The following is a 23591-nucleotide window of genomic DNA, read 5'->3' as shown; positions in this document are numbered from 1 at the left end:
GGGGTAATACGGGATAGATTCTGAGGAATCGATGATGGGTCTTGGTGCCAGGTTTCCGGTGGTGAAGCGTGGGTTCCTTGCCCGTGGGGCCGTGGCGATCGTGGTTGCCGGCGGGCTGGCTCTGGCTGGGTGCGGGGGTGACGGGGGGCGCGGGGACGGACGTCTTGTCGTGGGGGTGCTGATGCCCGGGGGTGGGGCCTCTCGGTTCGGGCAGTTCGATCGGCCGCTCATCGAAGCGAAGGTGAAGGAACTGTGTCCCGAGTGTCCTGTCGTCGTCGCCGCCACGCCTGATCCGGCGGTGCAGCGCCAGCAGCTCGAGGCCATGATCGTCAGGGATGTGGACGTTCTGATCATCGCCGCCGTCGATCCCCAGTTGCTGCATCCGTCGGTCGAGGCCGCTCATCGGGCCGGGATTCCCGTCGTCGCCTATGACCGGCTCGCTGAGGGGGCCATCTCCGGGTATGTGACGTTCGACGGCGCCACGGTCGGGCGGCTTCAGGGGGAAGCGCTGCTCACGGCCATGGGCCAGCGGTCGCGGGGGCGGCAGATCGTCATGATGAACGGGGCCACCACCGATCCCAACGCCGGCTGGTTCAAGCGCGGCTCGCTCTCCGTCCTCGACGGCAAGGTGAAGATCGACAAGTCCTACGACACCGCCGGGTGGCGGCCCGAGAACGCCTTCGTGAACATGAAGGGGGCCATCGCCGCCCTGGGCGCCGAGAACATCGACGGGGTCCTCGCCGCCAACGACAGCCTCGCCGGGGCCGTCATCTCCGCTCTCAACGCCACCGAGGTCAGGCCGCTGCCGCCGGTCACCGGGCAGGACGCCGACCTCCCGGCCGTGCAGCGGATCGTCAGGGGCGATCAGTACATGACCGTCTACAAGCCCTACAAGCCAGCGGCCGACGCCGCCGTCGAGATGGCCGTCGCCCTCGGGCGCGGGGAGTCGGTCGCGTCCATCGCCACCGGGACCGTCGACAACAGCACCACCGAGGACATCCCGGCCGTGCTCCTTCCGTCCGTCTCCGTGACCGTCGGGAACATCAAGGACACGCTCGTCAAGGATGGTATGTACAGCATTGATGAGATTTGCACTCCTAAGCTGCGATCTGCGTGTGAGGACGCAGGACTGATCCGGTGAGGAGGTGGCCTCCGTGCCTCAGCCCCTGCTCGCGTTGCGCGGCGTCTCGAAGCGGTTCGCCGCCGTCCAGGCGCTGGTGGACGTCGAGCTGGAGATCAGAGCCGGGGAGGTGGTCGCCCTGGTGGGCGACAACGCCGCCGGCAAGTCCACGCTGGTCAAGGTGATCTCGGGGGTCGGTCCCGCCGACAGGGGCGTCATCGAGTGGCAGGGCAGCGCGATCCAGATCAAACGGCCGCAGGACGCCCAGGGGCTGGGCATCGCGACCGTCTACCAGGACCTCGCGATGTGCGACAACCTCGACGTCGTCGGCAATCTCTTCCTCGGGCGGGAGATCCACCGGTTCGGCATCCTCGACGAGGTCGAGATGGAGCGGCACACGAACGAACTGCTGCACACCCTGTCCATCCGGATTCCCGATGTGCGGGCGCCGGTCGCCTCGCTCTCCGGCGGTCAGCGGCAGGCCGTCGCCATCACGCGCTCGCTGCTCGGCACGCCCCGGCTGCTGTTGCTGGACGAGCCCACCGCCTCGCTGGGCGTCGAGCAGACCAGTCAGCTCCTCGACCTGATCGAGACGCTGCGCGACCGGGGCCTCGGGATCCTGCTGATCAGCCACAACATGGGCGACATCAAGGCCGTCGCCGACCGGGTGGCCGTCCTGCGCCTCGGCCGCAACAACGGGCTCTTCGACGTGAACACGACCTCCCAGGAACAGATCATCTCCTCCGTCACCGGCGCGGCGGACAACGCCGTCGGCCACCGTTCGACCCGCCCGGAGGAGACGTGGCCGTGAGGGAGACGCCGCTGGCGGAGTACTTCGGCGCTGTGCGCCGGCGGCTGCACGAACGGGATCTCGGCCAGGCGCCCGTTCTGCTCGGTCTGGTCGTGACCTGGGCGGTCTTCCAGGGGCTCAACGACAACTTCCTCTCGCCGCGCAATCTGTCCGTCCTGAGCGTGGACATCGTCGGGACGGGCATGATCGCGGTCGGCATCGTGTTCGTGCTGCTGATCGGTGAGATCGATCTGTCGGTGGGGTCGCTCGCCGGGCTGGCCGGCGCCATGTTCGCGGCGCTGAACGTGAACCTCGGAATGGCCGAATGGCTCGCGGTCCTCATCGCCGTGGCCGCCGGTGCGGCCGCCGGGAGCGTCCAAGGGTTCTTCTTCGCCAAGATCGGGGTGCCCGCGTTCGTGGTGACGCTGGCGGGGCTGCTGGCCTGGAACGGCCTGATGCTCTTCCTGCTGGGGACGGAGAGCACCATCGCCTTCAGCGAGGAGGGGCTGGTCGCGACGCTGACCAGCCACTACTTCAGCGCCGCGGTCGTCACGTACGGGGTGGCGGCGCTGGGGACGGTCGCGTACCTCCTCGTCTCCTTCCACGACCGACGGCGGCGCGGCACCGCCGGGATGCCGCACCGGGCCGTGCGCGAGATCTGGGCGCGCACGGCGCTGCTCGCGGTGATCACGTTCGCCGTCGTCTATGTGCTGGGACGGTTCGAGGGGCTGCCGCTGGCGCTCCTCATCTTCATCGGGGTGATCGTCGCCACGGACCTCTTTCTGCGCCGCACGCCCTACGGCCGGCAGGTCCTCGCCCTGGGCGGCGGGGTGGAGGCGGCGCGGCGGGCGGGCGTGCATGTGGCGCGGGTGCGGATCGCGGTGTTCGTCGTGTCGGGGGGGCTGGCCGCGATCGGCGGCCTGTTCGTGGCGTCCCGGCTGACGTCCGCGAGCTCGGTGCCGGGGTCCGGCATGCTGCTGATCAACGCGATCGCCGCCGCCATCATCGGCGGCACGAGCCTGTTCGGCGGGCGGGGCTCGACCTGGTCCGCGCTGCTGGGGGTGCTGATCATCCAGTCGATCGCCTCGGGGATGGCGCTGCTCGGGGTCGAGCCGCCGGTGCAGTTCATGATCACGGGCGGGGTGCTGCTTGCCGCGGTGGCCTTCGATTCGCTGGCACGACGCGCGGCGGAGGCACGGGGGCGGGTCTGAGGGTCGTCCCGTCCCCGTGGGCCCCATCCGCTGAGCGCTCCGCTGGAAGTGCCGCGATGTGCCGTCGTTTCGCTGCGGCGGCGTCGTGGCTGGTCGCGCAGTTCCCCGCGCCCCTTGAAGCTCAGCCGGGTCTCAGTGGGCTGCTCCGTCCGGTTCGTCTGCTGCTGACGGGTGGACGTATCTGCCGCGGTCGAACGGGGTGAACCAGTCGCCGATCGCCAGGGGCGGGAGGGTCAGGGAAGAGACCGCCAGCGGAGGGACCGCCAGGGGAAGGGCTCCCAGAGCGGGCGCTTCCACGGTGTCCTCGTCGATGCCGTCCGGCGCGTCTTCGTACAGCCAGTCGTAGAGCCAGTCGTGGTCCAGGTCCTCGAACACGCTGCCGGCGAACGCGTCGAGGGCGGCCGAGACATCGTCGTCGAGGAGCTCGTACAGCTCCAGGGTCATGGTCGCCTGGCCGAGCAGGAACCTCAGGGCGAGTCCCTCGGCGACGCAGCTGAGGCGCTGGAAGCTTCCGTCGGTGAAGCGGGTGGTCATGGCGATCACCGTGACCAGGAAGCGGCGGGCGAACCGGGCGTCGTACTGGAGGGCGTAGCGGTCGGGGAGGCGTTCCAGGTGCCAGAGGGGGCCTTCGCACTCGGCGACGGTGGCGTCCTCCTGGGTCAGCACCTGTACGTCCTCGAACAGTTCGTCCACGAGGGAGTCGGTCGCGTGGACGAGGGCGCCGGCGGCGAGTCGGGCGCTCTCGGTCGGGACGGCGTCGTCGAGCACGCCGAACACGGACGGCGGGAAGGAGCGGAGTTCGTCCGCCAGGCTCAGCATCCGGACGCGGGCGGCCTCGGCCTTCGCCCCGGCCGCGTAGCGCTCCGCGACGCCGTCGGTCGCCGGGACCTCGCTGTGCCGGGCCTTGCGGACGGCGGGGTCGTCGGGCGGCGCGTCGGGGCCGTCGGCCGCGTCGAGGCTCTCCCTGGCCAGATCCTGGTGCAGTTCGACCTCGCACCGCTCGATCTTCCAGTCGGCCAGCAGCTCCGTGCGCTCCAACAGCTCGTCGACCAGCGCCTGCACCGAGTCCTCGGCGAACTCCAGGGCCGGCGCGTCCACGATCACCTTCAGCAGGGCTCCGCCGGAGTAGACGGCCACGATCGTGTCGAGAAGTTCGACCTCCACGCCGTCGGGCCCTTCGACGGCCCTGACGGACTCGAATCCGTCCTCGATGAGCGCCACCGCGCCGGCGCGCTGGAGCGGGTCCATCTCCGGAGTGCCCTCCGGGATGCTGATGTCCACGGTCACTACGTACGTCACGGGTCCGAGCCTCGCAGGAAGGGGCCGCTCTGCGCGAGGGGATGGATCGAGGTTCGCCTGTTGGAAAGCTCCTGGCTATGCGGACGGTGAGCGGGAGGTCAGCGGAGGGTGCGCACACCCCGGGATGTTGCAGTGATCCCGATCACAACGGGAGAGGAGCTGTGCCGTCCACTCCCGTCGGACCAGCAAGGCTTGTTAGCTTTGGCCATAGCCCGGTCGCTGGTGCATCCCCCGTCACCAGCGATCGGGCGTTCGCCTGCCCAGGAGCGGAGCGCTCGGGCCCTGCGGTCGTTCAGCCGGCGCTGTCCGGTGCGGGGCCGACGGTCCGGCCCAGCCAGTGGGCGACCCGGCGCAGCGTGGTCTCGTCGACCTGGTCGACCAGGGCCTGGACGGCCGCCTCGTCGTCCGGGGTGAGGTCGTAGAGGCCGGCCTTGCCGAGGCCCGCCATGAGGACCTGCTGGCGGCGGTCCTGCATCCGTTCCGCGAGCTTGGCGTGGCCCTGGGGGGCGCCCTTGGGGGCCTCGGCGGGCGGCGGGGACGCGGGCGCCTGGGATGCGGTCTCCGGCCCGGAGACCGCCGGGTCGAAGCGCTCCCACTCCGCGCCCTCCCCCGCCTCCCCTGCGCCCCCTGCTTTCCCGTCCGTCGCGGCCTTCGGGCCCCACAGGACGACGTCCACCTCGTCGCCGCGGGCCCGTTTGACCTGGGTCATCTCGCCGATCGCGTACAGGACGGGCGTGCGGTCGGGGGAATCGGCGGCCTGTCGCCAGGTCGCCGAGGGCGCGTCGTAGAACATCGCCACCCAGCGGGGCGCCCCCGTCGGCTGCGGGCTCGGGGAAGGACGGGTCGAACCGGTCGAACGGGTCTCCATGGCGCTCACCCCTTCTGCGTCGGCTTCGGTCCGACGACGATATCTGACGGGCCGTCAGCTATCCAGGGGCGGCAGCACGCTCCCGACAAGGGGCCGGCGCGGGTCGGGCGAAGTCGGCAGCGCCCCAAAGGGGCGCGGGGAACTGCGCGACCAGCCACGACGGCCGCCGCAGCGGAACGACGGCAGATCGCGGCACCTCCAGCGGAGCGCTGCTTCGCCGCCGCCGCGATTGCCGCGCGGGCCCGGGCCCGGAAGGCCTCCAGCTTGTCCACCGACTCGGTCAGGTGCGGGACCGCAGCAGGTCGGCCGCGGCCTGGACGAGGTTGATCGGCTGCAGCGTGATCATGACGTCCGACGGCGAGTCGACGGCCGGGATGGCGAGGCGGCCCGAGCAGCCGATGTGCACGGACAGCACGGTGCCGGTGTCGCAGGCCGCCTGGAGGGCCATCGGGATGAAGCGCCCGGGGTAGGCCCCGCACCACTCGTCGATGTGCCAGTCGTTGTAGGCGCACACGAGGGCGAGCGAGAAGTCGGAGTCCTCGGTGGCGAAGAGCCTGGCCGAGAAGCCGGGGAAGGACGGGAGGAGATTCAGGCGCCGCCCGCGCTGTCGCGGGCGAGGGCTGCTTCTCGGTGGTCGTTGCAGACCGGGAGGGGGGCGTCGTCGGCGACCGGGTAGCGCTGGTGGGCCTGGAGGGCGGCGCTGACCAGCGTCATGAGCAGGTCGATGTCCGTCTCGCACTCCAGATGGACGGTCACCCACGGCGAGCCGGGGAGCAGCCGGATGGCGCTGGAGTGCCTCAGATCCTTCTCGAACCGACGGATCGCCTTGGCGGTGAGATGCAGGTCGACACTCCGGTCGGAGTGGAAGTGCGCGATCTCGACCCCGCCCGAGCGCAACGCCCGGCCGGTGCCGCAGCTGGGCCGGCCCTCCGCAAGGTCCGGCCAGATCGCCAATCGTGTCAAGGCACGCGAGGCCGCCGTCATGACCCCATCATGGGGCGATCACCGCCCGGCCACCAGAGGTTGAGGAAGGCTTAACCGGGCTGTATCGCGGAGAGTTCCCCCTCCCTTCCCCTCCCTTCAGTTGTTCCAGGACTCGTCGTAGGGGTCGCGGGGGGTCTTGGTGGGCCTGGCCTCGGTGACCTCGATGAACGGGATCGGGCCGTCGTTGACCGGGTCGCGGGTGGTGCGGGGGGTGTAGGTGCCGGTGACGGTGAGCCAGGTGTCCGGTTGGAGGACCGGGGGAATCGCGCCGGTCAGGCCGACCTTGACCGGCTGGGCGTCGGCGGCGCAGCAGTTGAGGGCCATCCGGATCAGGTACGGCGTGCCGTCGCGGTCCAGTGCCACGAAGCCGGTGAGTTCGACCTCGCGGCCGGTGAGCGTGCGGCCGCGGTCGTACACGGCTCGGCCCGCGTAGTCGACGACGCTCAGCGGCAGCGGATCCGTCGCGGGGAGGGCGGGGTACGCGAGGGGCTCCTGGAGGGCCGTGCCGGTGCGGGTCGCGCTGTACGAGCCCAGGGCCGGCGGGGCGACCAGGATCAGCGCCAGGAGCGGGAGGATCAGCAGCCAGGAGACCCGGGGTTCGGGGTGCGGGGCGTGTCCGGCGGCGTCCTCCTGCCGCTGCTCCGGCTTGGTGCGTTTGCGTTCGTACCAGGCCGTCGCCAGCGCCGTCAGGATCAGGATCGCGCAGGCCGCCAGCAGCAGGGGGCGCAGGCCCGCCTTGACGTAGCGGAGGTAGAGGTCGGTGGTGCCGGCGTGCAGCAGGGCCGCGCCGAGGAGGAAGAGGACGGCCGCCTGGGACTGTCGGTTCACAGGAGTATCCATCCCGTCAGCAGCGCCGACGTGATCGCCAGCAGGAAGGTCGCCGGGGCGAAGCGCAGGGCGAAGCCCCGGCCGAAGGTGCCCGCCTGCATGGCGAACAGCTTGAGGTCGATCATCGGGCCGACCACCAGGAAGGCGAGCCGGGCCGTGAGGGAGAACTGGGTCAGGGAGGCGGCGACGAACGCGTCCGCCTCCGAGCAGATGGAGAGGATCACCGCGAGGAGGGCGAGGGTCAGCACGGCGACCGCCGGGTTGTCCGCCGCCGTGCGCAGCCAGCTCTCCGGGGCGACGGCCTTCAGCGTCGCCGCCGCCATCGCGCCGACGACGAGGAAGCCGCCCGCGTGCATCACGTCGTGCCGGACGGAGTCCCAGAACGCCGCCCCCTTCGTCCCGCCCTCGTGCGGCGCGTGCTCGGGAAGGCGCAGCCAGTCCGTGCGGCCCAGCCGCTGCCACAGCCAGCCCATCCCGCACGCCGCGAGCAGACTGGCCACGAAGCGGGCCAACACCATCTCCGGGTTGCGGGGGAAGGCGACGGCCGTCGCCGTCAGCACGATCGGGTTGATCGCCGGCGCGGAGAGCAGGAAGGCGAGGGCCGCGGCCGGGGTGACGCCCCGGCGGACCAGCGCGCCGGCCACCGGGACCGACGCGCATTCGCAGCCGGGCAGCACCGCGCCGGCCATCCCCGCGACGGGCACGGCGAGCGCCGGACGGGAGGGGAGCGCGCGGGCGAAGAAGGACGGCGGCACGTAGACGGCGATCGCCGCCGACAGCAGGACCCCGAGGACGAGGAACGGCAGCGCCTGGACCACGACCGCCACGAACACCGTCGTCCAGCTCTGCATCACCGGGGCGGACAGCGCGCGGCGGATCGGGCCCTGCAACAGCACCAGGAGAAGCAGGACCATGGTCAGGACCAGCGGGGAGGTGAGGAGTCGGGGCTCCTCCGGCGTCCGCTCCAGCGAGGGGCGCACGTCCGGCGGCGTCGGCTCGGTGATGGCCACGGGTCGCTCCCTGTTGCCTGTTGCTCGCATTCGCTCCCCTTTCATACGGAAGATCCGCACGGGGTGTTCACCGCCGCCACGGTCATCCGAGCGACCTCGTGGAACCTCCGTCGAACCTCCGTGGAACCTTCCGTCCCGGTGAGGCAGTCTTCTCCCTCGTGGGGAGCGTTCCGAATCAGGGTCAGCCGCCGGGCGCCGCCGGCGCGCACATGGTCGTCTGCGGCGACGACGGTCTCGCGCACCGCCTCGCCGCCGAACTGCGCGGCGTCTACGAGGAACAGGTCACCCTCGTCGTGCCGCCCACCGAGCGAACGGTACGGCCGCCGGTCGTCGGGCGGGCCAGGGCCGTCTCGGCGGCGCTGCTGGACCGCGTGGTGAGCGCCGCCGTCAGCCGGGCCGCGGGCGCCGGCCCGCCCGTCGCCCCGAGCGAACCCGTGGGCGGGCAGCGGACGTTGGAGGCCGACGAGGCCACCGAGGCGGTGCTCGCCGAGGCGGGCGTGGAGCGGGCCGCCGCGCTGGCGCTCGTCTACGAGGACGACGAGACCAACATCCGCGCCGCGCTCACCGCCCGCCGGCTCAACCCCCGGCTGCGGCTCGTCCTGCGGCTGTACAACCGGCGGTTGGGCCAGCACATCGAGGAACTCCTCGACCAGGCCGCCGCGTTGGTCGACGCCGGGTACTCCGGCGGCGAGGCCTCGACCACCGTCCTGTCCGACGCCGACACCGCCGCTCCCGCGCTGGCCGCGACCGCCGTCGCCGGCACCACCAAGGTCGTCCAGACGGACGGGCTGCTGCTGCGGGCCGTCGAACGGCCGCCGCCCGGCCCCGGGGAGGGCGGGGAGAACGGGGAGCCGGGGCGTGCCACGCTCGCGCTGCTGTCCGCGACCGGCGGCGACCCGGCGTTCGCGGACGGTTCCGAGGCCAGCGGCGAGCAGGGGCCGCTGCTGCTGCCCGACGCGGCGGCGGTGCGGGAGGCGGCCGCGTCCGGCCGGCGCGGTTCCGTCGTCCTGGAGCAGGTCGCCTACTCGGCCGGGCCCGCGCTGCCCGCCGGGCGCGGGGTCGGGGTCGTCGCGCCGTTCGTGTCGCTGTTCTCGCGGCGGCTGCGGTGGTCCCTGGCCGGGCTGGTGGGCGCGGTGTTCGCGCTGGCGGTGGCGTTGTGGCTGGTGACCGGGGTCCATCCGCTGGGGGCGCTGTATCTGACCCTGCTGGATCTGTTCGCGATCAACGACCCGGCGGTCGGGGCCACCACCGAGCGGCAGGTCCTGCAACTGCTCTCCGGGCTGGTCGGGTTGCTGCTGCTGCCGGTGCTGCTGGCGGCGGTCCTGGAGGCGCTCGGCACGTTCCGCGGAGCCGGGGCGTTGCGCCGGCCGCCGCGGGGGCTCGGCGGGCATGTGGTGCTGCTCGGGCTGGGGAAGATCGGCACGCGGGTGCTGACCCGGCTGCGTGAGCTGAACATCCCCGTGGTGTGCGTCGAGGCCGGGCCCGAGGCGCGCGGGGTCGCGGTGGCGCGGCGGCTGCGGGTGCCGGTGGTGCTGGGGGACGTCACGCAGGAGGGGGTGCTGGAGGCCGCGAAGATCCACCGCGCGCATGCGCTGCTCGCGGTGACCAGCTCCGACACGACGAATCTGGAGGCCGCGTTGTACGCGCGGTCGCTGCGGCCCGATCTGCGGGTGGTGCTGCGGCTGTACGACGACGACTTCGCGACCGCCGTGTACCGCACCCTGCGCGCCGCGCATCCGCAGGCGCTGACCCGCAGCCGGAGCGTGTCGCATCTCGCGGCGCCGTCGTTCGCCGGGGCGATGATGGGGCGGCAGATCCTGGGGGCGATTCCGGTGGAGCGGCGGGTGCTGCTGTTCGCCGCGCTGGCGGTCGGCGAGCATGCGCAGCTGGAGGGGAAGACGGTCGGGGAGGCGTTCCGGGCGGGGTACTGGCGGGTGTTGGCGCTGGACGCGAAGGGGGACGGGCCGGCCGAGTCGGCGCTGGTGTGGGATCTGCCCGACACGTATGTCCTGCGGGGCGAGGACCGGGTGGTGCTGGCCGCGACGCGGCGCGGGCTGGCGGAACTGCTGCGGCGACGGCGGCGTGGGGGTTCGTTCGCGTAAGCGCAGAGCGCTCCGCTGGGTGCCGCGGTGTGCCGCCGTCGTTGCGCCGCGGCGCCGTTGTGGCCGGTCGCGCAGTTCCCCGCGCCCCTTCAGGGCGCTGCCGCTCGCCCGGTCTGGTCAGGTCTGCGGACCCCCGCGACGGCGCCGTCGTTCGCCGCGGCGCCGTCGGGGCTGGTCGCGCAGTTCCCCGCGCCCCTTCAGGGCGCTGCCGCCCGCCCGGCCTGCTCAGGTCTGCGGACCCCCGCGACGGCGCCGTCGTTGCGCTGCGGCACCGTCGTGGCCGGTCGCGCAGTTCCCCGCGCCCCTTTGGGGCGCTGCCGCTCGCCCGGTCTGCTCAGGTCTGCGGACCCCCGCGACGGCGCCGTCGTTGCGCTGCGGCGCCGTCGTGGCCGGTCGCGCAGTTCCCCGCGCCCCTTCAGGGCGCTGCCGTGCCGCTGCCGACCTCGCCCGGCCTGCTCAGGCCCCGAACCCCCGCGACAGCGACGCAGAGGTTCGGCAGCCTGAGCCCTGCGCTCGAAGTGCCGCGATGCGCCGTCGTTCCGCTGCGGCGCCGTCGGGGCTGGTCGCGCAGTTCCCCGCGCCCCTTTGGGGCGCTGCCGATCGCCGGTCGGTTACGGCTTGAGGTGGCGTTCTGCGAATTCCAGTTCCAGGCGGACCTGCTTGATTCGCTCGTCGACCACCAGGGAGCCGTGGCCCGCGTCGTAGCGGTACACCTCGTGCACCGCGCGCCGCTCCTCCAGGCGCTCGACGTAGTTGTCGATCTGGCGGATGGGGCAGCGGGGGTCGTTGACCCCGGCCGAGATGTAGACGGGGGCGCGCACCTTGTCGACGTACGTCAGCGGGGACGAGGCCTCGAAGCGCTCCGGGACCTCCTCGGGGGTGCCGCCGAGCAGCGTGCGGTCCATCGCCTTCAGGGCCTCCATCTCGTCGTGGTAGGCCGTGACGTAGTCGGCGACGGGGACGGCGGCGATGCCGACGGTCCACGCGTCGGGCTGCAGGCCGAGGCCGAGGAGGGTGAGGTAGCCGCCCCAGGAGCCGCCGGTGAGGATCAGACGGGAGGGGTCGGACAGGCCCGAGCTCACCGCCCACTCGCGGACCGCCTCGATGTCCTCCAGCTCGATCAGGCCCACCCGGTGCTTCAGGGCGTCCGTCCAGGCCCGGCCGTAGCCCGTGGAGCCGCGGTAGTTGACGCGGACCACCGCGTACCCGTGGTCCACCCAGGCGGCGGGGGCGGCGGCGAAGGAGTCGCTGTCGTGCCAGGTCGGGCCGCCGTGGATGTCGAAGACGGTGGGGAGCGGGCCGGTGGCGCCCGCGGGCTTCTGCACCAGGGCGTGGATGCGGCCGCCCGGGCCCTCGACCCACACGTCCCGCACCGGGACCGAGCCCGGGGACTTCATGCCGGGCGGGTCCAGGACCACGGCGCCGGTCGTCGAGCGGACCGCCGGCGGCTGCTCGGAGGACGACCACAGGTACTCCACGCTGCCGTCCGGCCGGGCCGTCGCCCCGGAGACCGTGCCCGGCGGGGTCGGGATGCTCTCCAGCTTCCCGCTCGCCAGGTCGTAGCGGAACAGTTCGCTGCGCGCCTCGAAGCTGTGCACGACGAGCAGGCCCGAGCCGTCCGGGTACCACTCGGCGCTGACGTCGCCCGGCAGGTCCAGCGACAGGTCCGTCTGCGAACCCGTGGCGACGTCCCACACCAGGGGCTCCCAGCGGCCGCGGCGCTGGTGGCCGATGAGCAGCCGGGCGTCGCCGTCGACCGGGGCGAAGCCGAGCACCTCCAGGCCCAGCTCCTTCGTGCCGCCCAGGGTGTCGTCCAGGTCGGCGACCGTCGTGCCGTCCGGGCGCAGGACGCGCAGCGCGGAGTGCATCGCGTCGCCGTGCTCGGTGTGTTCGAGGGCGATGAGCGAGCCGTCGTGGGAGAGGTCGCCCACGCCGGCCGACTCGCGGTGCCGGTACAGCTCGAAGGGGGGTTCGCCGGCCCGCGCCACATGGATCGTGGTGCCCTCCTCGTCGGTCGAGCGGCCGACGATCGCCGTGCGGCCGTCGCGGCCGAGGGCCAGGCCGGCCGGGTAGGAGGGGTCGAGGCCGGGGGTGGCCGGCTCGTTCGCGCCACCGTCGAAGGGCTGGCGGCGCCAGACGCCGAACTCGTCGCCGTCCTTGTCGTCGAACCACCAGATCCATGCGCCGTCCGGGGAGAGCACGCCGTCCGTCGTGCCGTTGGCCCGGTCGGTCGCCTGGCGCTGGACGCCCGTGGCGCGGTCCCAGGCGTACAGCTCGTACGTTCCCGTCGCGTTGGACACGAACAGGGAGCGGTCCGGCGCGTCCTCCGCCCAGTCGGGCAGCGACACCCTCGGCGCCCGGAAGCGCTTCTCCCAGTCCGGCATGTCCTCGTACTGCTCGGGTGCGGCCGACCCGTTGCTCTCAGTCATGACCCCATACTGCCCGCCCGGACCCCTGTTGCGACGCCAAGGCCCCCAGGCTGTGGATAACTTCCCACCACCTTCGCACCGACTGCCCACCGATGAGCCGCGCGCCCGCCGCACTCGGGTGCCTCACCCCGCGGGTCGGCGGCCGACGCCCGCCCCGTACCGTGGGGGGCGTGTACCGGTTCCTGCTGACGCCCCGCTGGTGGGGGATCAACGTCTTCGTGCTGCTGGCCATCCCCTTCTGCCTGTTCATGGGGTCCTGGCAGCTGAGCCGGTTCGAGACGCGGGTGGACGACCACAGGGACGCGAAGGAACAGGCCGAGTCCGCCCGGACCGACCCCGCGCGACCGCTGGCCGAGCTGCTGCCCGTGGACAAGGCGACCTCCGGCAAGCAGGCCGTCGCCACCGGGCGCTACGGCAAGCAGCTGCTCGTGCCGGACCGGGAGATCGACGGCCGGTCCGGCTACTACGTGCTGACGCTGCTGAGCACGGACGGCGGCAAGGCGCTGCCCGTCGTGCGCGGCTGGCTGCCCGGGACCGCCGACGCCGCGAAGGCCCCGGCGCCGCCGGCCGGCGAGGTCACCGTCACCGGCGCGCTCCAGGCCTCCGAGCAGCCCGGCGACAACGGGGTGAGCGGCCAAGGCGGCCTGCCGGCCGGGCAGACCGCGGCGATCAGCGCCGCGTCGCTGGTCAACCTGGTGCCGGAAGACCTCTACGACGCCTGGGTCACGCTGGACACCGCCGACCCGGGAATGACGGCGGTGCCCGCGAAGGCGGCGTCCGACACGGGGCTGGACCTGAAGGCGTTCCAGAACCTGGGCTACACCGGCGAGTGGTTCGTCTTCGCCGGGTTCGTGGTGTTCATGTGGTTCCGGCTGCTGCGCCGCGAGGTGGAGTTCGCCCGGGACGCGGAGCTCGGCATCCTCCCGGAGGCGGACGACGAGAGCGCCGCGGTGGTTCAGGACGAGGCCAGCACGCCCGTCCGGTAGATCGTCCCCGCGCAGGCGTCGGACACCGTCGCGCTCTCCGTGGGGACGCCGCCGTCGGCCGTGTACGTGACCACGACGCTGCCGTCGGCCGTGCCGTCCTCGGTGAGCAGCTGGGTCGAGGTGCCGGAGGTGGTCTCGCCGGAGGCGCCGGACTGCTCGGTCGGGGTCGGCGAGGGGGAGGCCGAACCGCCGCTGTCGCCGCCGGTGCCGCCCGTGGTGGGGCAGCCCTCGGCGGCGGGCACCCAGGCGAACTTCACCTCGTAGGCGGAGCCCGGGGCGAGCACGTGCTGGGAGACGTAGAGGGAGGGGTCGGGCAGACCGGCCGCCGCGTCCCCGGAGACGTGTTCCAGCACGGTGATCTTCGTGGCGTCGGCCGCGCCCTGGGCGTCGTACGTCACGGAGGCGGCGCCGCCGACGGTACAGGTGGCGGCGGAGGAGTTCTGGACGCGGAAGGCGCCGTAGACGATGCCCGCCGAGTCGGCGACGTCGACCGTGGGGTCGCCGGCGGTGAGCTGGGTCGGCTCGCAGGGCGCCGCGCCGGCCGCGGACGCGGAGGTGGGGCCGGCCCCGCTGGAGGCGGTGCCCGCGGACTCCTTGTCCTGGCCGGGGTCGGTGGCGCCGCCCTTGCCCTGGTCATCGGTCTTGCCGGAGGAGTCGCCGACCTTGCCCGAGGAGCCGCCGTCGGGGTTCTTGCCCTGATCCACGCCTCCCTGCGCCTGTGAGGCCTGGCCGGCGATGGAAGGGTTGGCTTCGGAGCCGCCCGCGTTGGAGACATGGAGCACGGCGGGGACGGCGGTGGCGAGGAAGAGGGCCGCGGCCGCCATGCCGACGGCCGCCTGCCGCTTGCGGGCCCGCCGGACGGGGACGGCCCGCCGCAGATGGTCCAGCGTGCCGTCGCGGGGCTCCATCTCCTGGACGACGTCGTGCAGCATCCGGCGCAGTGCCAGCTCGTCCGAGTCGAGCCCTTCGGGGCCCTGATCGTCGAGGTGGTGGTTCACGGTTGAGTTCCCAGCGTGCGATTCGTCACTGTCGTGGCTCCTGCTGGAGCCCTGCCCGGCTTCCTCGCTCACGCCGGCGCCTCCATGGCTATGCGCAGGGCGGCGATGCCGCGCGAGCCGTAGGCCTTGACCGAGCCCAGCGAGATGCCGAGCGTCTCGGCGACCTGCGCCTCGGTCATGTCCGCGAAGTAGCGCAGCACGAGGACCTCGCGCTGGCGGCGCTGCAGGCCCTTCATCGCCTTGATGAGGGAGTCGCGCTCCAGCTGGTCGTAGGCGCCCTCCTCCGCGCTGGCCATGTCCGGCATCGGCTTGGAGAGCAGCTTCAGGCCGAGGATGCGGCGGCGCAGCGCGGAACGGGAGAGGTTGACGACCGTCTGGCGCAGATAGGCCAGGGTCTTCTCCGGGTCGCGGACGCGTTTGCGGGCGGAGTGGACGCGGATGAACGCCTCCTGGACGACGTCCTCGCAGGAGGCGGTGTCGTCGAGGAGGAGGGCGGCGAGGCCGAGGAGCGAGCGGTAGTGCGCCCGGTAGGTCTCGGTGAGGTGATCGACGGTGGTTCCGGCCGCCACGGCTTCTTCGACGCCGTCACGCTGACTGGGGATGCGGGCGGGCCGCGCTGCGGGCATCGGCGCAATCACCGGCATGCCGCCGGACGCGCCGGCCGTACGGGGCCGGAGGGCGCCGCGCGGCGGCCGGAGGGCCGCGCCGAGGGGCGCCACGGTGAGTTCGAGTACCTCTGCCACGCCAGTTGGACACACTTCCCCCCGTAGGGGTTGTACGCGTCCGGCAGCACTTTTGCGTCGACCAAGGTCACGCGCACCCGTCTCATGTGTCCCGCTCTTCCCCTGTATCCCATATGAAGGGCGTCCCCACGCCCACACACACGTCTGCGGCCACCCCCGAGGGGTGCCCGCAAAGACGCTCCCCGCCCTGCGCACGGTTGCGTAGAAGCGGGGAGGAAAATCTTCGGATGCCAAAGGTGTCCGATACAAGTGCTTCGGACCGTCGACCGGCTCACATTGTGTGCTGATTCTACTGACCCGTCAGGCTCTGGCCAGCACTTTTTCCGGTGGAAGACGCCTCGAAGCGCCATCAGGCACTGTGGCGGCGCCTCACCGCGACAGCTCGGCCGCCACCAGCTCCGCGATCTGGGCGGTGTTGAGGGCGGCGCCCTTGCGCAGGTTGTCCCCGCACACGAACAGTTCGAGCGCCGTCGGGTCGTCCAGGGCCCGCCGCACCCGGCCCACCCAGGTCGGGTCGGTGCCGACCACATCGGCGGGGGTGGGGAACTCCCCCGCCGCCGGGTTGTCGAAGAGGACGACCCCGGGGGCCGTCGCGAGGATCTCGCGGGCGCCGTCGACGGTGACCACGTCCTGGAAGCGGGCGTGGACGGTCAGGGAGTGCGTGGTGACGACCGGGACCCGGACGCAGGTCACGGCCACCGGCAGCTTGGGCAGCCCGAGGATCTTGCGGGATTCGTCCCGCACCTTCATCTCCTCCGACGACCAGCCGTCCTCGCGCAGCGACCCGGCCCAGGGGACGACGTTCAGCGCGACCGGCTCCGGGAACGGCCCGGTGTTGTCGCCGACGGCCCGGCGCACATCCCCCGGGCTGGTGCCCAGCTCGGTGCCGGCGACCAGCGCGATCTGCTGGCGCAGCGTCTCCACCCCGGCCCGCCCGGCCCCGCTCACCGCCTGGTACGAGGAGACCACCAGCTCGCGCAGCCCGTACTCGGCGTGCAGCGCGCCCAGGGCGACGATCATCGACAGGGTCGTGCAGTTGGGGTTGGCGACGATGCCGCGCGGCCGGGTCCGCACCGCGTGCGGATTGACCTCGGGGACGACCAGCGGCACCTGCGGATCCATCCGGAAGGCGCCGGAGTTGTCCACGACGACCACGCCCTTGGCGGCGGCGATCGGCGCCCACTGCGCTGCGACCTCGTCGGGCACGTCGAACATCGCGACGTCGACCCCGTCGAAGACCTCCTCCGCCAGGGCGAGAACTTCGACCTCCTCGCCGCGCACGGCCAGCTTGCGGCCGGCCGAGCGCGGTGAGGCGACAAGCCGTATCTCGCCCCAGACGTCGGCCCGCTGGGACAGGATCCGCAGCATGACCGTGCCGACCGCCCCGGTCGCCCCCACGACCGCGAGCGTCGGTCGGCGCGTCCCCGAGATCAACGCCCGGTGCCCCCGTAGACGACCGCTTCGTCGCTGTCGGAGTCCAGCCCGAAGGCGCTGTGCACGGCGCGCACGGCCTCGTTGACGTCGTCGGCGCGGGTCACGACCGAGATGCGGATCTCGGAGGTCGAGATGAGCTCGATGTTGACGCCCGCGTCGGCCAGGGCCTTGAAGAAGTCGGCCGTGACGCCCGGGTTGGTCTTCATCCCGGCGCCGACCAGGGAGATCTTGCCGATCTGGTCGTCGTAGCGCAGCGATTCGAAGCCGATGCCGGACCGGTTCTTCTCCAGGGCGTCGATGGCCTTGCGGCCCTCGGCCTTGGGGAGGGTGAAGGAGATGTCCGTCAGACCGGTGGACGCCGCGGACACGTTCTGCACGATCATGTCGATGTTGATCTCGGCGTCGGCGATCGTGCGGAAGATCACGGCGGCCTCGCCCGGCTTGTCCGGCACGCCGACGACCGTGACCTTGGCCTCGGAGGTGTCGTGCGCGACACCGGAGATGATGGCCTGCTCCACCGGCTTGTCCCCTTGCTGAATCTGTCGGGTCGGCTCACTGCTCACCCACGTGCCCTGGAGCCCGCTGAAGCTGGACCGGACGTGGATCGGGATGTTGTAGCGGCGGGCGTACTCCACACAGCGGTGGAGCAGGACCTTGGAGCCGGAGGCCGCGAGCTCCAGCATGTCCTCGAAGGAGATCCAGTCGATCTTCTTCGCCTTCGTCACCACGCGCGGGTCGGCGGTGAACACGCCGTCCACGTCGGTGTAGATCTCGCAGACCTCGGCGTCGAGCGCGGCGGCCAGGGCGACGGCCGTCGTGTCGGAGCCGCCGCGGCCCAGCGTGGTGATGTCCTTCTTGTCCTGGCTGACACCCTGGAACCCGGCGACGATGGCGATGTTGCCCTCGTCCAGCGCGGTCCGGATGCGGCCCGGCGTGACGTCGATGATCCGGGCTTTGTTGTGGACCGAGTCGGTGATGACGCCTGCCTGGCTGCCGGTGAACGACTGGGCGCTGTGGCCCAGGTTTTTGATCGCCATCGCCAGCAGGGCCATGGAGATCCGCTCTCCGGCGGTCAGCAGCATGTCGAATTCCCGGCCGCTGGGCATCGGTGACACCTGCTCGGCGAGATCGATCAGCTCGTCCGTCGTGTCGCCCATCGCGGAAACGACGACGACCACCTGGTGGCCGTTCTTCTTCGCTTCCACGATCCGCTTGGCGACGCGCTTGATGCCCTCGGCATCGGCTACGGAGGAGCCTCCGTACTTCTGCACGACAAGGCCCACGTGCGCTCCTCGCTCAGTTTGTCTCTTTCCGCACATACGCCCTTGTACTGCGGTCGGCTCAGTCTAACGAGCGCCCGCATTCCACCCCCCGAGTACCGCATCGTGAGATGTGCCGGACGCCCGCTCGGGATCTCCCTTCCCCCTGAACCGGAAGTGATAGCTGTGAATTAAGTTTCAAGCAATATGAGAGGGATTCCAACCTGGGTGGGTTGAGGTTCACGGGTGTTCGAACGGCTGGTGGCCGTTGTCACCCCTCCGGCACCGGCTGTTCGCCGGGGGCGGGGAATCCCGCCCTGTCCTGCCGCGACGTGACGGGGACGTCCTCGACCCGGCCCGGCGCCTTGTGCCCGGTGCGCTGCCGGAGCAGGCCCCAGCCCTGGGCGAGGATGCCGTCTGCGTGGTACTCGGGCACGCGATCGGCGCCGATGACACGGAAACCCTCATGCTTGAACTTCTTGCGCCAGGTCGGCTCACCGAACCCGGGTGCGGGCCCACGGCCCGGCCTCCAGTGCGCATGCTGCTCCACGGCAAGGTTCCACACGAACCGCGCGTGCGCGCAGTGCAGCAGCATCCGCCGCTCCCGCCCGCCCGTCGGGTACATCCGAAACCCCGCAGCCCACCCTCGACATCTCGGACGACTACGCAGGAGCGCCCTCACCGCGATCCGGCTACCCCTGCCCCCGGGAACGGGCATTCACCCCCGCCCCAAAGGACCGGGCACCCTGCCCTAAGCCAGGTGGAAGACGACGAGCCGGTCGCCGAGTCGCTGCGGCGCGGACTGAAGCGCTACGGCTTCGCAGTCGACCCCGTCATTGCAACTCCTGTGCAGCTGGCGTCTGTTGGGATGACTCAAGACTCGCTTCGGGCCGGTTAGGGCCCGTGCAGCCGCCGTACAGGGGACGTACAACGCCCCGCCAATTCTGCGGCCGGCCACTCAGGCGGACGCCCGCTTCCCGCGGTCCCGGACCAGGCTGACGCCCGCCCCGAGGGAGACGACCCCCATGCCAACGGCCGTCAGCACGCCCTGCGACCCGTCGACCACGAAGGGGGCGACGGCGGCGACCGCGAGGTTGAACAGGAAGAGGAACCACAGGACGGGGCGGGAGGAGAGCAGGGACTTCATGGCGTGGCGTTCCTTAGCGTCGAAAGTGCTCGGCGGGTTTCGCTGACGAGATCAACGATCCCGTCTCCGACCTGCACAAACGAGGGAGCCCACTCCCGACCCGAGGGTGTAGACAGCTACACCACGCCGCCCCTGACGGGGGATCGCGCCGGCTCAGTTGGCCGGGCGTACGCCGAGGCGGTCGCCGATCTCCTCCGCCATGACCCGGCCCGCCTCGAACTCGAGGGTCTCGTCGCCGAGCGGGGTCTGGTCGGTGTCGAGGCCGTCCAGCTCCTCCAGCGGCTGGTTCAGGCGGACGTGCGCGAGCACCGAGTGCAGGGCGCGCAGGGTCGCCGAGGCCGTGGCGCCCCAGTTGGAGAAGTAGGAGAACTGCCACCACCACAGGGCCTCGGTGGTGCGGCCCGCGCGGTAGTGGACCATGCCGTGGCGCAGGTCGGCGATGACGTCGGCGAGGTCGTCGGAGATCCGGGCCGGCACGGGCGCCTTGCGCGGCTCGTACGGGTCGAAGACCTCCGAGTAGACGTCCACCGGCTCCAGCAGACGGGCCAGGTTCTCCCGGAGTTCGTCCGCGTCCGGCTCGAAGCCCGGGTCGGGCTCGTAGCGCTCGTCCGGGAGGATGTCCTCGTGCGCGCCCAGGCGGCCCCCGGCCAGGAGCAGCTGGGAGACCTCCAGGAGGAGGAAGGGGACCGCCGAGCCCGGCTCGTCGCCCTTGGCCACCTCCGTGACGGCTACCAGGAAGCTCTCGACCTGGTCCGCGATCTGGACCGCGAAGTCGTCCGGGCTCTGGCCGGTCGCGTGCAGCGTGGCGTCAGACATCTAGGAGTCGTCTCCCCTCGAAGGCGCGGCCGAGGGTGACCTCGTCCGCGTATTCCAGGTCGCCACCCACCGGGAGGCCGCTGGCCAGGCGGGTGACCTTCAGGCCCATGGGCTTGATCATGCGGGCGAGGTAGGTGGCGGTCGCCTCGCCCTCCAGGTTCGGATCGGTGGCCAGGATCAGCTCCGTGACCGTGCCGTCGGCCAACCGCGCGAGGAGTTCCCGTATCCGCAGGTCGTCGGGGCCGACTCCCTCGATGGGGCTGATCGCGCCGCCGAGGACGTGGTACCGGCCGCGGAACTCGCGCGTGCGCTCGACCGCGACGACGTCCTTGGGCTCCTCCACGACACAGATGACGGAAGGATCCCGGCGGGCGTCGCGGCAGATGCCGCACAGTTCCTCCTGGGCCACATTGCCGCAGGTCGCGCAGAAGCGGACCTTGGCCTTGACCTCCATCAGGCACTGCGCGAGCCGCCGTACGTCCGTCGGTTCCGCCTGCAGGATGTGGAAGGCGATCCGCTGCGCGCTCTTGGGACCGACGCCGGGCAGCCGCCCGAGCTCGTCGATGAGGTCCTGGACCACGCCTTCGTACAACGGACTGCCGTCCTTCCTGAGGGTTCCTTGCCGTACGTACGGTAGTTGGCCGGGGCCGGTCTTAGAAAGGCAGTCCCGGGATACCGCTGCCGCCGCCCAGGCCCTGGGCCAGCGGGCCGAGCTTCTGCTGCTGGAGCGTCTGCGCGTTCTCGTTGGCCGCGTGGACGGCCGCGACGATCAGGTCGGCGAGGGTCTCGGTGTCGTCGGGGTCCACCGCCTTCGGGTCGATCTGCAGGGCGCGCAGTTCGCCGGAGCCGGTCACCGTGGCCTTGACCAGGCCGCCGCCCGCCTGTCCGTCGACCTCCGTGTTCGCCAGCTCCTCCTGGGCGCGGGCCAGATCCTGCTGCATCTTCTGGGCCTGCTGAAGCAGCTGCTGCATATTGGGCTGGCCGCCACCGGGAATCACGAATCGGCTCCTGTCTGCCTTCTTGTCGCTGTCTGCCACTGAGCCTACGTGCTCCATCAGCCCGTCGCCCTGTCACTCTTTCGAGTGAGCCACTTCGCTGTCCTATACCTGATCAAGGCATCATTCCGGGCGGAAAAGCAGTGAAAGCTGCCTCTTCGCCACCCATTGGGCGGTAGTAAGAGTCCGGCACATCAGCATCAGACGTTACGCGGAGTGACCGAGTCAGTAGGGAGTGCGGGTGGGTCAGCAGCCGGAGATGCAGCCCGAGGGTCCGCCTCAGGACGGGCGGGGCGAGGGCGCGGCCGGGCTGCGGCCGGGCGACCTGACCGGGCGGGCGTTCCCGCTCGGGGACTGGGGCGAGCCCGCCGAGCGGCTCGACGAGCTGTACCGGTGGGTGGAGCGCGGGGCGCTGGAGACCGCCGCCTGGTACCTCGCCGACCGGGTGTGGAAGCGGCGCGGCGCGCGCGTGCTGCGCACCGGGGCGGCGGCGGGGGCGGTGTGCGCGGCGGCGCTGCCGTTGCTGGACCTCACCCGGGTGCTGGGCGGGGTCGCCCCCTGGGGGTATCTGGCGCTGCTGCTGGCGGTGGCCTGTGTGGGGGCGGACCGGTTCTTCGGCGTGACGTCCGGCTGGATAAGGGACGTGGCCACCGCGCAGGCCGTGCAGCGCCGGCTCCAGGTGCTCCAGTTCGACTGGGCGTCGGAGAGCGTCCGGGAGGTGCTGGGCCCGGCCGACGGCACGGCGAGCGAGGCGGCCGAGCGGTGTTTGGCGGTGCTGCGGCGGTTCTCGGAGGACGTCACGGACCTGGTGCGCACGGAGACCGCCGACTGGATGGTGGAGTTCCGGACCGGGCCCACGCCCATGGGGATCCAGGCGGCGGTCGCCTCCGGCGTCCGCGCGGACGGCTCGGGCTCGGGCCGCTTCCCGATGCCCCCCGGGGTGAACGCCCGCCCGAACATGCCCAGGCAGCGCCCGCCGGAGCCGAGGTGACGCCGGTCGCCCCGGCCCGCCCGTCACACGGTCACGCCGTCACGGGCGCGCCTCGTCGGCGCACAGCCGTAGGCCTTCCGACGTCCAGCACGGTAGATGGCCGTGGGTGCGGATCACGTCCTGGCCGTTGCCCCGGGTGAGATAGGTCAGCAGGCTGGAGGCCAGGGAGTCGGCCGGGGGGCGGCCGTAGGTGTAGGCGTACTCGATCTCGCGGTACGGGTAGGCGCTCGTGCCGTGTTCGATGGCGTCCGCGGAGGGCGCCTCGCCGTCGAGGTCGACCGGGTGCAGTCCCTTGGCGTCGTCGGCCAGGTTTAGCTCGCTGTAGCCGATCGCGCCCGGGGTGGCGGCGACCATCGACAGCACCTGGTCGGTGGAGTCGAGTTCGCAGCGCACGACGGGGGCCGTCGGATCGTCCTTGCGGCGGCAGTCGACGGACGAGTTCGCGATCTCGCCCCGGCCGCCCAGCACCCGCCGCTGGAACACCTGCCGGGTCCCGGAGTTGGCGTCCCGGCTGACCAGGACCACCGGCAGACGCGGGCCGCCCACCTCGATCCAGTCGGTGATCTCACCGCGATACAGCCGCCGCACGTCCGCCGTGGAGAGGTTCGTCAGCTTGATGCCGTCGTGGACGACCAGCGCGAACACGGACACCGCGACACGGTTCTCGCTCAGCTCGTCGACCCCGATCGGCTTGGGGCCGTCGGAGAGGGCGACGACCGGCGGCGAGCCCTTCTTCCGCTCGGCGCCCGCCGCGACGAGTTCGCGGATGCCGGCCGTCGAGCCGTGCGGGTCCACGGTGAGGTGCGCGCCCTCGCAGTCGCGTTCGTACTTGGCCGCGACCTCCCGGATCACCGGGGCGAACGCGGTCGAGCCGGTGACCGTGAGCGTGCCGCGCGCGCAGCCGATCGGCGGCGGGTCGTCCCGGACGACGACGATCGCCGCGAGGGTGACCACGCAGACCGTGAGCAGGATGGAGATCAGCCGGGACGCGCGGCTGAACAGCGGCGGGGTGTCGTCCGGGGTCGCGCTCCGGTTGGGGTGCACCTCGCCGTCGCGCAGACCGCCGTAGAGCCGGATGCCGCGGCCCACGTCGCCGCCGGACAGCAGCACCAGCAGCTTGAAGTGATCGCGGGGGTTGAGCGGGACGCGCGGGATGCGCAGGGTGTCGCCGTCGTAGCCGAAGCCGCGCTCCGCGATGAAGTGGTCCATCAGATGGCCGGACTCTGTGGGCTGGGTGACCGACACCCCGCGGATGGTGCGGTCGGTGAACACGGCGGTCAGGCCGTGGAGTTCGGGGCCGGTGTAGTCGTCGCGGGCGATGCCCTGCGAGCCGTCGTTCTCGATGCGCAGCAGGACGAGCGTCGCGTCCGACATGCCCGGCGCCTCGTCGAAGAGGCCGAGCCTGCGGTTGGGCCGGCCGGATCTGACGTCGTCGCCCACCGGGTTGTCCATCTGCACCCGGTAGCCCACCCTCTTGCGCCGCGGTGTCCGGCGCTCGAACCAGACCATGATCCCGGACGCGACGATGCCGACGAAGGCCGTTCCCACGGCCACGATGTTCTCCGCGTTCAGCCAGTCCAC

The 23591-nt window shown here is 71.9% G+C and carries 23 protein-coding genes and 1 pseudogene; 7 read left to right on the top strand and 17 right to left on the bottom strand.

Translation table 11 applies throughout. The annotated features are described in order from the left end of the window. Window positions 1-34 precede the first annotated feature (34 nt). From ACWCPF_RS15700 to ACWCPF_RS15690, 3 genes are read left to right on the top strand one after another with little or no spacing between them, the layout of a single operon-like run. A complete protein-coding gene (locus ACWCPF_RS15700) occupies window positions 35-1141 on the top strand; it encodes a sugar ABC transporter substrate-binding protein (protein WP_451045572.1) in 1107 nt (368 codons plus the stop codon). 13 nt (window positions 1142-1154) lie between these two features. Continuing rightward, window positions 1155-1931 carry an ATP-binding cassette domain-containing protein gene (locus ACWCPF_RS15695; protein WP_451045571.1) on the top strand — a complete coding sequence of 259 codons (777 nt, stop codon included), beginning with the start codon at window positions 1155-1157 and terminating at the stop codon, window positions 1929-1931. Then, window positions 1922-3121, top strand: coding sequence for a sugar ABC transporter permease (locus tag ACWCPF_RS15690; RefSeq protein WP_451045570.1), 1200 nt, complete (start codon window positions 1922-1924; stop codon window positions 3119-3121). Before ACWCPF_RS15695 ends, ACWCPF_RS15690 begins: the two co-directional genes overlap by 10 nt. A 132-nt stretch (window positions 3122-3253) precedes the next feature. On the opposite strand, the gene ACWCPF_RS15685 is transcribed toward ACWCPF_RS15690, so the two are convergent. The 6 genes from ACWCPF_RS15685 to ACWCPF_RS15660 all read right to left on the bottom strand — a co-directional run bounded on the left by ACWCPF_RS15685 (window position 3254) and on the right by ACWCPF_RS15660 (window position 8110). Continuing rightward, window positions 3254-4420, bottom strand: a complete 1167-nt coding sequence (locus ACWCPF_RS15685; RefSeq protein ID WP_451045569.1) for a hypothetical protein — start codon at window positions 4418-4420, stop codon at window positions 3254-3256. Window positions 4421-4712: 292 nt separating this feature from the next. Further along, a complete protein-coding gene (locus ACWCPF_RS15680) occupies window positions 4713-5288 on the bottom strand; it encodes a hypothetical protein (RefSeq protein ID WP_451045568.1) in 576 nt (191 codons plus the stop codon). A 280-nt stretch (window positions 5289-5568) separates the two neighbouring features. Next, on the bottom strand, window positions 5569-5802 hold the full coding sequence (locus ACWCPF_RS15675) for a hypothetical protein (protein WP_451045567.1): 234 nt from the start codon (window positions 5800-5802) through the stop codon (window positions 5569-5571). Between the two features lie 74 nt (window positions 5803-5876). Continuing rightward, window positions 5877-6272, bottom strand: coding sequence for a luciferase domain-containing protein (locus tag ACWCPF_RS15670; RefSeq protein ID WP_451045566.1), 396 nt, complete (start codon window positions 6270-6272; stop codon window positions 5877-5879). Between the two features lie 96 nt (window positions 6273-6368). Next, window positions 6369-7100 carry a TIGR03943 family putative permease subunit gene (locus ACWCPF_RS15665; protein ID WP_451045565.1) on the bottom strand — a complete coding sequence of 244 codons (732 nt, stop codon included), beginning with the start codon at window positions 7098-7100 and terminating at the stop codon, window positions 6369-6371. Next, window positions 7097-8110, bottom strand: coding sequence for a permease (locus tag ACWCPF_RS15660; protein ID WP_451045564.1), 1014 nt, complete (start codon window positions 8108-8110; stop codon window positions 7097-7099). Before ACWCPF_RS15660 ends, ACWCPF_RS15665 begins: the two co-directional genes overlap by 4 nt. A 209-nt stretch (window positions 8111-8319) precedes the next feature. On the opposite strand from ACWCPF_RS15660, the gene ACWCPF_RS15655 reads away from it, so the two are divergent. Then, window positions 8320-10212 (top strand): NAD-binding protein, encoded by a 1893-nt coding sequence (locus tag ACWCPF_RS15655; protein ID WP_451045721.1) that lies wholly within the window; start codon window positions 8320-8322, stop codon window positions 10210-10212. A 611-nt stretch (window positions 10213-10823) separates the two neighbouring features. Here ACWCPF_RS15655 and ACWCPF_RS15650 read toward each other — a convergent pair. After that, window positions 10824-12641, bottom strand: coding sequence for a prolyl oligopeptidase family serine peptidase (locus ACWCPF_RS15650; protein WP_451045563.1), 1818 nt, complete (start codon window positions 12639-12641; stop codon window positions 10824-10826). A 170-nt stretch (window positions 12642-12811) separates the two neighbouring features. Between ACWCPF_RS15650 and ACWCPF_RS15645 the strand changes: the two genes are divergently transcribed. Then, a complete protein-coding gene (locus ACWCPF_RS15645) occupies window positions 12812-13627 on the top strand; it encodes an SURF1 family protein (protein ID WP_451045562.1) in 816 nt (271 codons plus the stop codon). On the opposite strand, the gene ACWCPF_RS15640 is transcribed toward ACWCPF_RS15645, so the two are convergent. The 5 genes from ACWCPF_RS15640 to ACWCPF_RS15620 form a co-directional block, all read right to left on the bottom strand. Next, window positions 13597-14625 (bottom strand): hypothetical protein, encoded by a 1029-nt coding sequence (locus ACWCPF_RS15640; protein WP_451045561.1) that lies wholly within the window; start codon window positions 14623-14625, stop codon window positions 13597-13599. The genes ACWCPF_RS15645 and ACWCPF_RS15640 overlap by 31 nt on opposite strands. Window positions 14626-14693: 68 nt before the next feature. Next, window positions 14694-15269, bottom strand: coding sequence for a SigE family RNA polymerase sigma factor (locus ACWCPF_RS15635; protein WP_079664898.1), 576 nt, complete (start codon window positions 15267-15269; stop codon window positions 14694-14696). Window positions 15270-15737: 468 nt separating this feature from the next. Next, a complete protein-coding gene (locus tag ACWCPF_RS15630; RefSeq protein WP_451045720.1) occupies window positions 15738-16799 on the bottom strand; it encodes an aspartate-semialdehyde dehydrogenase in 1062 nt (353 codons plus the stop codon). Next, window positions 16799-18085, bottom strand: coding sequence for an aspartate kinase (locus ACWCPF_RS15625; protein WP_451045560.1), 1287 nt, complete (start codon window positions 18083-18085; stop codon window positions 16799-16801). The genes ACWCPF_RS15630 and ACWCPF_RS15625 overlap by 1 nt, the downstream gene beginning before the upstream one ends. 247 nt (window positions 18086-18332) lie before the next feature. Beyond that, window positions 18333-18686: a hypothetical protein gene (locus tag ACWCPF_RS15620; protein WP_451045559.1), complete on the bottom strand. Its 354-nt coding sequence runs from the start codon at window positions 18684-18686 to the stop codon at window positions 18333-18335. A 135-nt stretch (window positions 18687-18821) separates the two neighbouring features. On the opposite strand from ACWCPF_RS15620, the pseudogene ACWCPF_RS15615 reads away from it, so the two are divergent. Continuing rightward, window positions 18822-18890, top strand: a pseudogene (locus tag ACWCPF_RS15615) (response regulator transcription factor); the annotation flags it as partial. Window positions 18891-19019: 129 nt separating this feature from the next. Here ACWCPF_RS15615 and ACWCPF_RS15610 read toward each other — a convergent pair. From ACWCPF_RS15610 to ACWCPF_RS15595, 4 genes are all read right to left on the bottom strand, one after another. Continuing rightward, on the bottom strand, window positions 19020-19208 hold the full coding sequence (locus ACWCPF_RS15610; protein ID WP_451045558.1) for a hypothetical protein: 189 nt from the start codon (window positions 19206-19208) through the stop codon (window positions 19020-19022). A gap of 153 nt (window positions 19209-19361) precedes the next feature. After that, window positions 19362-20024: a DUF5063 domain-containing protein gene (locus ACWCPF_RS15605; RefSeq protein WP_451045557.1), complete on the bottom strand. Its 663-nt coding sequence runs from the start codon at window positions 20022-20024 to the stop codon at window positions 19362-19364. Then, window positions 20017-20616, bottom strand: coding sequence for a recombination mediator RecR (recR, locus tag ACWCPF_RS15600; protein ID WP_363167122.1), 600 nt, complete (start codon window positions 20614-20616; stop codon window positions 20017-20019). Before recR ends, ACWCPF_RS15605 begins: the two co-directional genes overlap by 8 nt. Before the next feature lie 61 nt (window positions 20617-20677). Then, on the bottom strand, window positions 20678-21022 hold the full coding sequence (locus ACWCPF_RS15595) for a YbaB/EbfC family nucleoid-associated protein (RefSeq protein WP_451045556.1): 345 nt from the start codon (window positions 21020-21022) through the stop codon (window positions 20678-20680). Window positions 21023-21278: 256 nt separating this feature from the next. Between ACWCPF_RS15595 and ACWCPF_RS15590 the strand changes: the two genes are divergently transcribed. Beyond that, on the top strand, window positions 21279-22010 hold the full coding sequence (locus tag ACWCPF_RS15590) for an SLATT domain-containing protein (RefSeq protein ID WP_451045719.1): 732 nt from the start codon (window positions 21279-21281) through the stop codon (window positions 22008-22010). A gap of 39 nt (window positions 22011-22049) precedes the next feature. Here ACWCPF_RS15590 and ACWCPF_RS15585 read toward each other — a convergent pair whose 3' ends face one another. After that, the gene (locus tag ACWCPF_RS15585; protein ID WP_451045555.1) at window positions 22050-23591 is read right to left on the bottom strand and encodes a substrate-binding domain-containing protein; all 1542 of its coding nucleotides are present in this window, start codon (window positions 23589-23591) and stop codon (window positions 22050-22052) included.

The sequence above is a fragment of the Streptomyces sp. NPDC001858 genome (assembly GCF_053594615.1).
Note: the sequence above shows the minus strand (reverse complement) of the source record. Positions and strands in the feature narration are given on the sequence as shown.

Bases quoted from the DNA above. Each gene is read 5' to 3' on its own strand.
- ACWCPF_RS15620 (WP_451045559.1), bottom strand. From the start codon at position 18,686: ATGTACCCGACGGGCGGGCGGGAGCGGCGGATGCTGCTGCACTGCGCG.
- ACWCPF_RS15590 (WP_451045719.1), top strand. From the start codon at position 21,279: ATGCAGCCCGAGGGTCCGCCTCAGGACGGGCGGGGCGAGGGCGCGGCC.
- ACWCPF_RS15670 (WP_451045566.1), bottom strand. From the start codon at position 6,272: ATGACGGCGGCCTCGCGTGCCTTGACACGATTGGCGATCTGGCCGGAC.
- ACWCPF_RS15655 (WP_451045721.1), top strand. From the start codon at position 8,320: ATGGTCGTCTGCGGCGACGACGGTCTCGCGCACCGCCTCGCCGCCGAA.
- ACWCPF_RS15610 (WP_451045558.1), bottom strand. From the start codon at position 19,208: ATGAAGTCCCTGCTCTCCTCCCGCCCCGTCCTGTGGTTCCTCTTCCTG.
- ACWCPF_RS15680 (WP_451045568.1), bottom strand. From the start codon at position 5,288: ATGGAGACCCGTTCGACCGGTTCGACCCGTCCTTCCCCGAGCCCGCAG.
- ACWCPF_RS15635 (WP_079664898.1), bottom strand. From the start codon at position 15,269: ATGCCGGTGATTGCGCCGATGCCCGCAGCGCGGCCCGCCCGCATCCCC.
- ACWCPF_RS15650 (WP_451045563.1), bottom strand. From the start codon at position 12,641: ATGACTGAGAGCAACGGGTCGGCCGCACCCGAGCAGTACGAGGACATG.
- ACWCPF_RS15605 (WP_451045557.1), bottom strand. From the start codon at position 20,024: ATGTCTGACGCCACGCTGCACGCGACCGGCCAGAGCCCGGACGACTTC.
- ACWCPF_RS15700 (WP_451045572.1), top strand. From the start codon at position 35: ATGGGTCTTGGTGCCAGGTTTCCGGTGGTGAAGCGTGGGTTCCTTGCC.